Raw genomic sequence first — 12,516 nt, forward strand, 5'->3', positions numbered from 1 at the left:
TGTTTTTCTGCGAAAAACATAGATGAACACCCTTCGCAGAAGGGTGTCTTACCGTTTGCTTGCTTTGCGCAGTTTATCTGCTGCATCTGGTCCTAGTAGCTCGGAGCCGACTTCAAATTCTTGATGCAGCCAGCCCGAGTGCCCATTGAGGGTCTCTAACACATCCGTGCTCACAGTATCTGTCAGGGCGGGCCGGGTGCGTGTATCGACCAGCAAGGTTTCGGCGGCGATGCCTTCGGCGTAGATGATCTCGTGTTGATCAAAGAGCAGTTGGAAATAGTCGACAAACCCGCCGTCTTGTTGGGTCACGGTATCCCCGTTCACCAGATGACGTGCTTTCACCAATACCTCTGAGCGACCCGCGCCAAGTGCGTCGCGACGTTGGTAGATAAACAGGCGATGATCGGGGCTAACCAGGAGATCGTTGGTATTGTTTAGCGTTCCAGCTTTGATCGCTATCGGAGCAAAATCGCCCACTGCTCGGACCGTATGCTGGCCGATCCAGCGGATTTCCTGACCACCATCATCGCGGGTGAGGACTTTGTCACCGACTTTCAGGTCTTCAATCGGTTTTTGAGCGCCAGAGCTCATGGTAATATTCGTGCCCCGCGAGAAGGAGACACAGGCCACTTGCGCAAGTTTGCGCGTGGCGTTCTCACGTTCGATCCCGACAAGGCGATAGGGGTCATTTGGCGTCAGTGGTGCAAGAGGCAAGACAAGCACATTGGCGACATGATCGTCGTTGTCCAATTCTACAAGCAACAAAAGTTCAAGGGTCGAGCCTACGGGCGTCATCACCGTCATGCAGCTGTCTACGACCACGCGCGCACCGGGTTTGCCGATCTGCGAGCTTTCGGAAATAAGATAATTGCCGCCCGTTTGCGCTAGAATAGAGAGGCGGCAGCGCTTTGCGAAAGCATTGAGTTCATAGACGTCATCGAGCAATGCCTCACTGGCAAAGCTTAATGTGTCGTCGATATTTGCGCCGTCAATGACAAGGAAGTCTTCAGCACGATAAACAGGTACGCTTTGCGCCAGTTCGTTGCCAGAGTTGCCACTTGCATTCATTCCAAACACTCGTCTAACTGAAATTCGTTGCGCCCTCATGTCATGAAACTATGTCAGTTTACAGACGATACTGCGACGAGAGCGGGCAAAATTAGACGCGCAGGGCGCAATAAACAAGGGAGAATTGCAATGGACCTCGGAATAAAAGGTAAGCGTGCATTGGTTTGTGCGTCCAGCAAGGGGCTTGGCCGTGGCTGCGCAGAGGCATTGGCCGAGGCGGGATGCGACTTGGTTTTAAATGCGCGCGGCGTTGAAGCGCTGGAGGCAACGGCTTCCGAGATCAGATCGAAATATGGTGTGGACGTTGTTGCTGTTGCCGCTGATATCACTACAGAAGAGGGGCGCACTGCGGTTCTGGATGCTGCCGGGCAGGTTGATATTTTGGTTAACAATGCGGGTGGTCCGCCCCCAGGGATGTGGTCCGATTGGGACCGCGAGGATTTCATCAAAGCGCTCGATGCCAATATGCTTGCCCCGATTGCCATGATTAAAGCGCTCGTGCCTGCGATGATGGATCGTGGCTGGGGACGCGTCGTAAACATTACCTCGCAATCGGTGAAAGCACCGATCGGGGTGTTGGGACTGTCCAATTCTGCACGCGCGGGCCTGACGGGCTATGTCGCAGGCACCTCGCGCCAAGTCGCCGGGACGGGCGTAACGATCAATAATCTATTGCCGGGTATTCACGCGACGGATCGCGCGGTTTCTCTAGATGGCGGCGTGGCCAAGGCGCAAGGCATCACCCCTGAAGAGGCCAAAGTGCAGCGGTGCAAGACGATACCTGTTGGGCGCTATGGCACGCCTGATGAGTTTGGCGCGACCTGTGCGTTCTTATGTTCGCAGCATGCTGGGTTTATCGTTGGGCAAAATATTCTGCACGATGGTGGCGGCGTAAACGCGACGTTCTAGGGTTCTACAAGAAAACCACCTGCAAACGTGCTCTCATCATCGGCACCGTGAAAGATGCCGATGACCCGATCTTGTCCAACTTTTCCTGCCAAGGCCGCTTGGCGGGAGTTGAAATAGGCCGATCCGCGCAGGGTTTGCGTGGTAAATTCGCCATCCACGCTCAGTATCCCGTCACTGCCCTGTAACGTGCCGAATTCAAAATCTGCCCTTAGTAGAATGCGGCCCGTCGTTGTTGCGACTTCGCCATATTCTCTTTCATCGCCTTTGGACTTGCCAACTTCGCTCACGCTATAGGTACCGCGCATCGAAGCGATGCCCGTCTTTGGGAGCGGTCCGACGTCTGTCCCGGGGAGCAAACCGACCATTGCCGAAAACCTCGTATCGTCGCGGCCCAACTCAACGGCGTAGCCATTGCCGAGATCATCTTCAAAACTCCCTTTGAATATCGTCGCGAGAGAAGCGCTAAAGGTTCCATCTGCGCGCGGCGTTCCAAAGCCAGAGCTTAGCTTTGTATCGGTTTCAAGCTGTCGCAATTGTTCGGGAGTTGGATCACCAATGATTTGCTCGGGTGCATCTTCGGTTTCAGAGTTGTCACATGCGCCAGTCATAAGCACACAACAAATCACGACGAACTTGGAGGCATTTGCAAATGTAAGTGTGCGTATTGGCTGTATTAAACTTAACATCGCTTAGTGATTGCATAAGTATGGTTACCGAAGCGTTAAGGCGGATGACGCAATTTCGCACACTGCGCGCTCACGATTGCGTTAAACTTCAAATCCAGTGCTTTATTTGCGCCCTGCCTTCTGTCAGCACAGGGGAGCTGATTTAGAGAGGGATGCGCGCATGACCGCCACCACCGTTGTTGCGATTTTCGCAGCTATTATTATCGCGAGCCTGTTGGCTGCCCCACGCCGTGTCTCTGTCGATGGCTTTTTTAGCGGGCAGAGCGCAACGGGACGCGCGCCCGGTTTGATGACCTTGGTCCTGAGCCAAGTCACAACATGGATTTTCGCGCGTTCGTTGATGAATGCCGCAATTCTTGGCTATTTCTACGGAATGGCAGGTACGCTCGCCTACGCTGCATATTATGGATCGTTCTTAACTGGTGGCTTTGTCGTTGCGCGGCTGCGCGCTAACGGGGCTAGCTCTGTGCAAGAGTGGCTGGGCGCACGGTTCGGCGCGCTTGGAAATGCCTGCTACAATCTGGTGATCGCGCTGCGGTTATTGTCTGAAGTCTTTGCAAACCTGATCGTGGTCGGGTTGATTTTTTCTGCGGTTCTTCCTGAAACGGCATTGGCGAAAGAGCTCTCAATTGGATTGGTTGCTCTGCTTGGTCTGGCTTATTCAGCCTGGGGTGGGCTTAGCGCTGCACTGCGCACAGATGTGCTGCAAATGTCGGTCTTCTTGGTTGTCTTTTGCATTGCCTTTGCTGCGATGTTGCTCAGCCCGGGATTTGAGCTCGGCGCGGTTCTTACCGCTCAAGGCACATCGGGAAGCTATAACGGATGGGTTCTGATGGCCGTGGCTGCGTTGCAGGTCTTCTCTTATCCCGTGCATGATCCAGTGATGATGGATCGCGGATTTTTGGCGGACGAAAAAACCACGCGACGCTCTTTCTTTCATGCGTTCTGGCTTTCTGCGTTGTGCATCATCGCCTTTGGCATGTTTGGCATCCAAGCGAGCCTTGTCGGGGCCGAATATGAAGGCCAGTTGATTGGCACGTGGGCTGGTATGTTCCCGCCATGGATCTTTGCTGCGCTGCTCATTTCGCTGCTGGTGTCTGCGCTTAGCACGCTCGATTCGGCGCTGTCCTCTGCGGCGCGGTTGTGTGTGGAGGAACTCTCCCTCGCGCCACGAAGTCTGCGCGGCGGGCGCATGGTGATGGTGGTCTTTATGCTGGCAGGCGCTGCGCTCACGCTTTGGGGTAACGCGACGCTCTTTGATGCGGTTGCAGTGAGTGGAACAGCCTCCATGTTCCTCACACCCGTCTTGATTGTCGGTCTTGTCATGGGGCGCCGCGTCACGCTTTGGTCCTATTTGATAGCATTTGGCGCGGCTTTCGTGGGCGCGGTACTTTATTTTGCACGCACCTCTGATTGGGCCGCAGCGATCCTGCCAGAGGGGCACAAATATGAGCAACTACTGGCGATCTGTATTGTCGTTCTTGTCGTTGGATTTGTCGCAGTTCTTGCGGGCGCGCGACGGGTTGAACAGGTCCAGTGAGGCTGATACCAAACGTCAATCTTGATGAATTCTCTCAAGATTGACGTTTCGCGATCAAATTCAAAGGCCTTTTATGCAAGGCAATGCCCCGCGCTTAGAAATTCGAAACCTGATGCGTCGCTTTGGCGGGGAATTGGTTGTTGATGATGTATCCCTAAGCATCTTTCCGGGGCAGGTGACCTGTTTGCTTGGTCCCTCTGGATGCGGCAAGTCTACCACCCTTCGCATGATTGCTGGCGTGGATATGCAAGATAGCGGCGAGATTTGGGTCGACGGCGCGCTGATCTGTGATGGAAATTTTACCGTTCCTGCTGAGCAACGTGGCATCGGTCTGATGTTTCAGGATTTTGCGCTCTTTCCACATATGAGTGTGGCGGACAATGTCGCCTTTGGCCTGAAGGGCACGCGGGTAGAAAAACGTACTCGCGTTGAAGAACTGATCGCCAAAGTTGGCCTGATGCGCCTGATTGATGCCTATCCACATGAATTATCAGGCGGCGAGCAACAACGCGTTGCCTTGGCGCGTGCGCTGGCGCCGCGTCCCAAAATCATGCTGATGGATGAGCCGTTCTCTGGTTTGGACAACCGTCTGCGCGATGGCATTCGTGATGAAACGCTTGCCTTGCTCAAAGAAGAGGGTGCAGCGGTTCTACTGGTGACGCATGAACCCGAAGAAGCGATGCGTATGGCCGATGAAATCGCTTTAATGCGCGGCGGCAAAATCATGCAGCGCGGCGCGCCTTACAATATCTACAATGCACCTGTTGATATGGCGGCGGTTGGTTTCTTTAGCGATATCAACGTCATTTCGAGCAAAGCCAATGGCGCTTTGGCAGATACGCCGTTTGGGCAGTTCCTTGCGCCGGGTGTTCCGGATGGCGCGGATGTAAACATCGTTTTTCGCCCTCAGCATGTGGGCATCGACTTTGATCGCGGCGGTAAAGGACCACTTCCAACCGCGCGCGATGGGGTTGCGGCGCGCGGTGTCGTGCAACGTGCGCGCTTCATGGGGTCCGAAAGTCTCGTGGAATTCGAGATGGATGACAAAGAGACCGTGATCCGCGCCACAGTTCCGAATGTGTTCCTGCCAAAGGTCGGAACACCGCTCTGGCTGACAATCCGACGTGACAGATGCTTCATTTTTCCGGCTTAATGGCGGGCAAAGACGGCCCAGCGTGACATTTTCTTGCTCTCAAGCGCGGTTTTGCGCAGCAATTTCACGTTTGTCCCTTTTAACACGCGCCCCGAGGCAATAGATACGGTGCGAACATGAACGCATTGGGAGCGTTCTTAGAGAGATTAAGGGAGACACTCATGCTCAATAACATCGGCCTACCGGGCCTTCTTCTGATCGCCGTCGTTGTCCTCGTGCTATTTGGCCGTGGCAAAATCAGCTCGCTCATGGGCGAAGTTGGCAAAGGCATCACGTCTTTCAAAAAAGGCGTCAACGAGGGCACAAAAGAGCTAGAAGAAGAAGCAGCGGACGCAGCTGCGGCCGCGAAAGACGTCACGCCTGAAGAGACAGACAAGGTCTAATCGACAATGTTTGATCTAGGCGGGACCGAGATTCTGGTGATTGGCGTTGTTGCGTTGATCGTCGTAGGGCCCAAAGACTTGCCAATGATGTTCCGCAAAGTGGGGCAATATGTAGGCAAGGCAAAGGGCATGGCGCGCGAGTTCTCTCGCGCGATGGATCAAGCTGCGGATGAAAGTGGCGTAAAGGAAGCAACGTCTAGCTTTAAAGACATGACCAGTTCCAAAAACTTGGGGCTGGATGACATCGAAGATGCCACCAAGGATTTCACAAAGTGGACGCCGGATAGCGAGACAGGCAAACTTGCCGCGGATCGTGCGGCGGACGCCAAGAAAATCCATGAGGCAGCGGCGAAAAAGGCAGAAGATCGCCTTGCAGCCCAAGCGGCGCGCGCCGCCGAGGCAGAAGCGGAAGCTGCAAAAGAGGCGGCGAAACCTGCTGCCAAAAAAGCACCGACGAAGAAGCCTGCTGCGAAGAAACCTGCTGCAAAGAAAACGCCAGCAAAAACGGCGGCCAAAAAGCCAGCCGCGAAAAAGACCGCGAGTAAAGCGGCGAAGGATACTGCATGAGCCAGACTGACGAGGTTGAAGACAGCTCCGCACCGCTGATCGAACACCTGACTGAATTGCGTAGCCGTCTGATCAAAGCGGTTATCGCCTTTATTATCGGCATTGTTCTGGCCTTTGTCGTGGCCGAGCCGATTCTAGAATTCCTGCTCGCGCCGATCGAAAACACCCTGCGTGATCTGGGTGATCCGAACCCGACGCTGCAATATACCTCGCCGCAAGAATACCTGTTCACGCTGTTCCGCATCTCGATGGTCTTCGGCTTTATTCTGGCCTTTCCAGTGATCGCGTTTCAGCTTTGGCGCTTTGTTGCGCCCGGTCTTTATAAGAAAGAGCAGAATGCGTTTTTGCCTTTCATTATTGCCTCTCCTGTCATGTTCTTGCTCGGCGCGTCTTTTGCACAGTTCGTTGTGACGCCTCTTGCGATGAATTTTTTCCTTGGGTTTGCGGACATCAGTTCGGTTTTCGCAGGGCTACTGAGCGCGGTTGCGGGAAATATCCCTGCTGGTGAGGCTTTGCCCCCGACAGGTGGTCTGTTCCCGGAGCCGCCGACAGATAGTGACGGTGTGCGCATTACCTTCTTTGGTAAGGTGAATGAAAGCCTTGATATCACACTGAAATTTATCATCGCTTTTGGTATGTGCTTCCAATTGCCTGTGCTTTTGACCCTGATGGGCAAAGCGGGCCTAGTCAGCGCCGATGGCCTTGGCGCGGTGCGTAAATATGCGATGGTCGGTATTTTGCTGCTGGCCGCGCTGGTCACTCCGCCGGATGTTGTCACGCAATTGATCCTCTTCACTGTGGTTTATGGCCTCTATGAGGTCTCCATTTTCCTAGTGCGCCGCGTTGAAACCAAACGCGACGACAGGCTGCGCGAAGAAGGCTACTTTGAGGATGATGAAGAAGAGTTCGACGATCCTCTGATGAAGGAATTCGACGAGGATGAGGATGAGAAATGAGCGAGCTTGAGCGGATCGCAGAGGCGTTAGAACGTCTCGCCCCTGCGCCGCTTGCCGCGCCCGATTTCTCGGCTTCAGAAGCTTTCGTTTGGCAAACTGCGCCCGATGCACTGGTGCCTGTGGGCAAAGTTAGCCGCGTCGATATCAAGTTGCTTATCGGCATCGACCGCGCGCGCGACACTTTGCTTGCAAACACGCGCCAGTTCGCCAAGGGCTTTCCTGCCAATAACGCGCTGCTTTGGGGCTCGCGCGGGATGGGTAAGTCGTCCCTCGTGAAAGCCGTGCATGCGCAGCTTTTGGACGAAGGCAGCACGCTCAAAATCGTAGAGTTGCAACGCGAAGACCTGCCAAGCGTTGGTCGTCTTCTGGCACTGCTACGCGGCGCAAAAGAGCGCTTTGTGCTCTATTGCGATGATCTGTCGTTCAGCCATGATGACGAGCATTACAAATCGCTCAAAGCGGTTCTGGACGGGGGCATCGAAGGACGCCCTGAGAATGTCTTGCTCTACGCGACGTCTAACCGTCGCCATCTCATGCCGCGCGATATGATCGAGAACGAGCGCTCAACAGGGATCAATCCGGGCGAGGCCGTCGAAGAGAAAGTGTCTCTCTCGGATCGCTTTGGTCTGTGGTTGGGCTTTCACCCTTGCGATCAGGACGCCTATTTGGCGATGATTGATGGCTATTGCGCTTCTGTTGGGCTGAGCATTGATCCTGAGATTTTGCGCGCTGAGGCGATTGAATGGCAGGCGACCCGTGGCTCACGTTCTGGACGTGTGGCGTGGCAATTCTTCTGTGATCTTGCGGGACGGCATGGCGTCGCGCTTTAGCGGCTTGCGTACATCTTTTCTTGCAAGGCGACATACCATGCTTGGAAATCTGCGAATGGCCAAAACAGAAACACCGGTATTTGTACCAGCCCATAAAGATAGGCGCGCACGGTTGGGAAACTAAAGCGCTTTTGCGCTGCATCAATCAGCAGATAAAGCGCGATAAACCGCAGCATCATCGCAGCCAATCGTAGCGCGGACTTAAGACGGTTTTTTGAATGTACGCGGTGCAGAGCCATCAAATTGCGCAAGCGAATAGTGTTCACGCGAAACCGTTTGAAGGTGCTATCGTTGCCATCCGCATGGAAAAAGCCAGCTTTAGGCGCGTTCAGCAACCGCCCCTTTAGGGACATGCGGTAGGAAAAATCTCCATCTTCGTGGGTCGCGTAATAGCGCAGGAATTCAGACCATTTCACCTGATCGCCAAACGTGCGCCGAAACGTGCTGCGCCCTCCATTGATAAGCCCCGCGGAAAGGATCCCTGTACCTTCAACCGCGCTAGGTACAGCGCTTTGATCAAGGTTCGGGCCGTAGGGAACAAAGTGGCTTTCAAGGCTGAGCTGTTCTTCAAGCCAAGCGCGCAACCCGCGTCTTGGCGGCGCTGCAATCTCTTGTGAAGCAGGGGCATCTGCCTCATAGGGGCCATGGGTGAAATGCCCGCCAATCATTGCGATCTTCTCGTCTTCATCGGCCTCATAGCCGCGCATGATGATCTCGGCCGCGTCGGGGTAGAGGTAAATATCGTCATCAAGCGAAAACACGATATCGCCGCGCGCCAAACCAAGCGCTTGATTTCGCTGAAACGGCAAGGAGCGCACCTTAGCAGGCACATGCACGAGCGCGACATCGCCCCAAACCTCGGCAAACTGGCTCAAAAGCGCCAAGCGGCTGGCCTCCCAATCGTCAGAGGCATCAACGATCACGATCTCGAAGGGTCGGCGCGTCTGCTCCAAAGCGCAGCGCACAGTCTCCACTAGAAAATGCGCTCGGTTGTAGGTGCAGATGGTTAGCGACCAAGTGAGGGCTTTGGGCATTTCTAAGTCCCTTTAAACAGAGCGCTCGTGAGAATTACTGTAAGTATGGGAGAGGGTCGACATGATCAAACCCTTCGCGCACTTCAAAGTGGAAGGTACTTGATCCGATTGTAGCGATCTGTTGACCGCGTGTAACTGAATCGCCCTTTTTCACCTTCACGTCGTCCACTTTGGCATAGACCGTCAAAAGGTTGCCGGGGTGCTTTACCACAACGATCGGATGACTGTCGGTTGTCTCGGTTATGGCTGCGACTGTGCCAGCGGCGGCGGCCTTAACTGGCGAGCCTTCGCTTGCGCCAAAATCAATGCCTTCGGTCTTTTTAGAGTACTCGCGCACGATTGGGCCTTGAACGGGGTATCCCATGCGCGCTGTGTTTGTGGATTTTGTTGGTTTGGCCAAAACGGGGGCTGCAGGCGTTTCAACAGGCGCTGCGGCAACTGGCGTTTCTTCTTGTGGCAAGGGCTGCGTCGCAGAGGGAGGCGTCGGGGTAGGGGATCCTTGGCCGGGTGAAGTGGTTGCTGCGAGCGGGGCTGTGGCAGTGTTCGCGCCGTCTTGCGCGACAGGGATCAACAAATACTGCCCCTCACGCACAGAGAAATCACGATCTAACCCGTTCCAATCCGCAAGCGAGCGGACCGAAACATTGTAAAGTCGTGCGATCGTAAAGGCCGTCTCGCCGCGCGCAACGCGATGACGTACTGGCTCTGGCCCGGTTGCGCCGACAGCAGGCAGCGCGGTCGTTGTGACTGGTGCGCTGTCAATTGCGCCTTGTGCAAGGGCGGTGATGTCAACGGCGCCTGGCGCTGTAACAGAGCCACTTTGATCGCCGCCAGGCAGAGCAGAGACAGGATTTCGCAGGGCCAGAACTTCGTCTTGGCGCAGCTGCGTGTCTGTTGAAAGCCCGTTGTAGCGCGCAAGCTCACCGGCATCAGCGCCAATGCGCGCGGCGACCGAAGCTACGGTATCTCCGCGCTGTGCAACGGCGACTTGATAATTCGGGTAGGTGATGACACCGCGTGCATCTGGCTGCGGGCGTTCTCTTGTGGCGTTAATCGCAGCATCGGTCGTGTCGAATTTGTTGCCAAATCCTCCGCGCATGTCTGAATCAAACCCGTCTTCACAAGCGCTTAGCGCCAAAAGAGCAGTGGTACACAAAACGGCGCGCACGGCTGTGCTACTGGTAAAAATCGTCATCTCGATGTCCTCACATGCGCTCCGTTGGCCGAAGCGTCTTGGAATATTTGCGCCCTTATAGCAGATTTATCCGTCGCGTCCCAGCCCCTCAATAAGCGGAACAAAACGGACTGGTCTGAGTTCATCATACTCAAAGCCGCTTTCGTGGCGCGTGACGCGAATGAGGCTTTGCACGGCGTCCGATTGTCCAACTGGAAGAACCATAATGCCGCCAACTTTTAACTGCGCGAGCAACGGGCCGGGCGGGTCTTCCGCCGCGGCTGTTACTAGGATGCGATCAAACGGTGCTTGATCAGGTAGCCCGTGCGATCCATCTGCCGTAAAGGCAGTAATATTTGTCAAACCAAAGCGATCAAAGACCTCACGCGCCTCGGAAATCAACCGTTTGTGGCGATCTACCGTATAAACCCGCCGCGCGACATGGCTTAGCACGGCGGCCTGATACCCCGAGCCTGTGCCAACCTCTAACACGGTATCGCGCGGACCCGCCTTGAGCGCTTGCGTCATCAGGCCGACAACAGAAGGCTGACTGATCGTTTGCCCGCATGGAATGGGCAGCGGCATATCTTCATACGCGCGCTCGGCAAAGAGCCCCCGAATAAAGGCCGCTCGATCAACCTTTTCCATCGCGGTTAAAACGCGCGCGTCCGTAACGCCCTTTGAGCGCAACGCGAAAAGAAATTGCATGAGGGTGGATGCGTCAGTCATAGGGTCTCAGCAAAACGCGCGAGAACGTCATCCGCAGTTAAATCGGCGCGCATTGGCGTAACCGAAATATAGCCGTCCAAATTCACGGCCCCATCTGTCTGATCTGCGGGGCGCACACGCTGGTCCCCGCCCTTGATCCAGAGAAAGCGCTTGCCAGAGGGCGATAGATGCGGCTCGACACCGAAAAAGACATCTGGCCTGCGACCTTGGCGAACCGCTTTGACGCCCTTCACATCCTTGGCAGGAACAGGCGGGAAATTCACGTTAAAGAGCAAACGATAATCTTCTTGGCGCTCGGGAACCTGCGCCAAGATGCGGCGCACAACGTCCGCGCCATGCACGGCAGCCGCTTCGAATGGATCGTCGGCCTGCGCGTTGTGCACGCCATAATACTGTGACAAAGCAATGGACGTCACGCCCTGCAACGCGCCCTCAATCGCTGCGCCGATCGTGCCTGAGTAAAGCGTGTTTTCGGCAGAGTTGTTGCCGCGATTAACGCCCGAAAGGATCAAATCAGGACGGGCATCCTTCATTACGTCATGCAAAGCAACAAGCACGCAATCGGCGGGGGAGCCTTCGGTTGCATAGCGGCGCTCGCCCATCTTGGAGACCATCATCGGGTGCGTGTAGCTGATGCAATGACCAACGCCTGATTGCTCAAACGCAGGCGCAACTGTCCAAACTTCACCGCTTGCGCCCGCAAGCTCGTTTGCGATGTGCTCAAGGGTTTTTAACCCCGGTGCGTTGATCCCGTCGTCATTGGTGATGAGAATGCGCATATCAGCCCCTTTACCCGCTCAAAGTGATCCTTAGTGGAGGGGGGGCAGTGCGTAAAGGCTCTAGGCGTTTAACAATTTAGGCAGCAGCGCTTGAGCCACATCCTTTGGATGGGCAAGTGCATTGCGATCTTCGCCGGGGTGGAAGCGCGAGCGCGTTGCTGTACGCATCGCAGGCGGCGTTTCAATCAACACACGCGGGCCCGTTGAGGCGCTTTCAGCGGCCCAGGATTTGGCAAGCGTGATCTGTGCCGCTTTGGAGGCGGCGTAGCTCCCGTGAAACTTTGCACCAGTTGTTTGATCTTCAAAGAACATCGCTGTGCCAACCTCGCCCAACAGCGGCGCAATGTAGGGAATGAGCGTGCCCATAGAGGTCGCATTGATCGACATGGATTTGGCCCAGTCTTTCGGATCAATATGCCCCGCAGGTGTGAGCGGCGCCGCATGAACGGCGCAGTGGACCCAAAGATCAACACTGCCCCAGCGATCATAGACCGAGCGGCAAAGCTGCGCCATCGCACCCTCGTTGGTGATATCCATCGGGGCAAGCGTGGATTGTCCACCAGCGGCTTGAATTCGATCGTCCAGATCTTCTAGCGCGCCCGTGGTACGAGCAACGGCGACCACGTGATGGGTCTGTGCTAGGGCTTCGGCCATTGCAAACCCAAGGCCGCGAGAGGCGCCTGTAACCAGTGCTATTTTGCTCATGTT

14 protein-coding genes are annotated in these 12,516 nt (G+C 55.3%); 7 read left to right on the top strand and 7 right to left on the bottom strand.

The features are described from left to right. Positions 1-48: 48 nt before the first annotated feature. Entirely contained in the window at positions 49-1,068 is a 1,020-nt protein-coding gene (locus ACRBCU_RS13980) for a Hint domain-containing protein (protein ID WP_431366009.1), read from the bottom strand. Positions 1,069-1,197: 129 nt separating this feature from the next. Here ACRBCU_RS13980 and ACRBCU_RS13985 point away from each other — a divergent pair, with 129 nt between their 5' ends. After that, a complete protein-coding gene (locus ACRBCU_RS13985) occupies positions 1,198-1,977 on the top strand; it encodes an SDR family oxidoreductase (RefSeq protein WP_431366010.1) in 780 nt (259 codons plus the stop codon). Here the strand turns inward: ACRBCU_RS13985 and ACRBCU_RS13990 are convergent. Beyond that, positions 1,974-2,663 (bottom strand): hypothetical protein, encoded by a 690-nt coding sequence (locus ACRBCU_RS13990; protein WP_431366011.1) that lies wholly within the window; start codon positions 2,661-2,663, stop codon positions 1,974-1,976. The two genes, ACRBCU_RS13985 and ACRBCU_RS13990, sit on opposite strands and share 4 nt — an antisense overlap. A gap of 160 nt (positions 2,664-2,823) precedes the next feature. Between ACRBCU_RS13990 and ACRBCU_RS13995 the strand changes: the two genes are divergently transcribed. The 6 genes from ACRBCU_RS13995 to ACRBCU_RS14020 all read left to right on the top strand — a co-directional run bounded on the left by ACRBCU_RS13995 (position 2,824) and on the right by ACRBCU_RS14020 (position 8,092). Continuing rightward, positions 2,824-4,203, top strand: coding sequence for a sodium:proline symporter (locus tag ACRBCU_RS13995; RefSeq protein WP_431366012.1), 1,380 nt, complete (start codon positions 2,824-2,826; stop codon positions 4,201-4,203). A 73-nt stretch (positions 4,204-4,276) separates the two neighbouring features. Next, entirely contained in the window at positions 4,277-5,356 is a 1,080-nt protein-coding gene (locus ACRBCU_RS14000) for an ABC transporter ATP-binding protein (RefSeq protein WP_431366013.1), read from the top strand. 161 nt (positions 5,357-5,517) lie between these two features. Continuing rightward, on the top strand, positions 5,518-5,739 hold the full coding sequence (locus ACRBCU_RS14005) for a twin-arginine translocase TatA/TatE family subunit (protein WP_431366014.1): 222 nt from the start codon (positions 5,518-5,520) through the stop codon (positions 5,737-5,739). A 6-nt stretch (positions 5,740-5,745) separates the two neighbouring features. Further along, the gene (tatB, locus tag ACRBCU_RS14010; protein ID WP_431366015.1) at positions 5,746-6,306 is read left to right on the top strand and encodes a Sec-independent protein translocase protein TatB; all 561 of its coding nucleotides are present in this window, start codon (positions 5,746-5,748) and stop codon (positions 6,304-6,306) included. Then, positions 6,303-7,262, top strand: a complete 960-nt coding sequence (gene tatC, locus ACRBCU_RS14015; RefSeq protein ID WP_431366016.1) for a twin-arginine translocase subunit TatC — start codon at positions 6,303-6,305, stop codon at positions 7,260-7,262. Before tatB ends, tatC begins: the two co-directional genes overlap by 4 nt. After that, on the top strand, positions 7,259-8,092 hold the full coding sequence (locus tag ACRBCU_RS14020) for an ATP-binding protein (protein ID WP_431366017.1): 834 nt from the start codon (positions 7,259-7,261) through the stop codon (positions 8,090-8,092). Before tatC ends, ACRBCU_RS14020 begins: the two co-directional genes overlap by 4 nt. Here ACRBCU_RS14020 and ACRBCU_RS14025 read toward each other — a convergent pair. The 5 genes from ACRBCU_RS14025 to ACRBCU_RS14045 form a co-directional block, all read right to left on the bottom strand. Then, the gene (locus tag ACRBCU_RS14025) at positions 8,089-9,126 is read right to left on the bottom strand and encodes a glycosyltransferase family 2 protein (RefSeq protein WP_431366018.1); all 1,038 of its coding nucleotides are present in this window, start codon (positions 9,124-9,126) and stop codon (positions 8,089-8,091) included. The two genes, ACRBCU_RS14020 and ACRBCU_RS14025, sit on opposite strands and share 4 nt — an antisense overlap. A 34-nt stretch (positions 9,127-9,160) precedes the next feature. Continuing rightward, complete coding sequence (locus ACRBCU_RS14030) at positions 9,161-10,321, bottom strand: peptidoglycan DD-metalloendopeptidase family protein (protein WP_431366019.1); 1,161 nt, start codon at positions 10,319-10,321, stop codon at positions 9,161-9,163. Between the two features lie 66 nt (positions 10,322-10,387). After that, on the bottom strand, positions 10,388-11,029 hold the full coding sequence (locus ACRBCU_RS14035) for a protein-L-isoaspartate(D-aspartate) O-methyltransferase (protein ID WP_431366020.1): 642 nt from the start codon (positions 11,027-11,029) through the stop codon (positions 10,388-10,390). Further along, on the bottom strand, positions 11,026-11,808 hold the full coding sequence (gene surE, locus ACRBCU_RS14040) for a 5'/3'-nucleotidase SurE (protein ID WP_431366021.1): 783 nt from the start codon (positions 11,806-11,808) through the stop codon (positions 11,026-11,028). The genes ACRBCU_RS14035 and surE overlap by 4 nt, the downstream gene beginning before the upstream one ends. A 60-nt stretch (positions 11,809-11,868) precedes the next feature. Then, positions 11,869-12,513, bottom strand: coding sequence for an SDR family NAD(P)-dependent oxidoreductase (locus ACRBCU_RS14045; RefSeq protein ID WP_431366022.1), 645 nt, complete (start codon positions 12,511-12,513; stop codon positions 11,869-11,871). Positions 12,514-12,516: the final 3 nt, after the last annotated feature.

This window comes from Planktotalea sp., assembly GCF_050633725.1.
Lineage (GTDB): Bacteria > Pseudomonadota > Alphaproteobacteria > Rhodobacterales > Rhodobacteraceae > Planktotalea.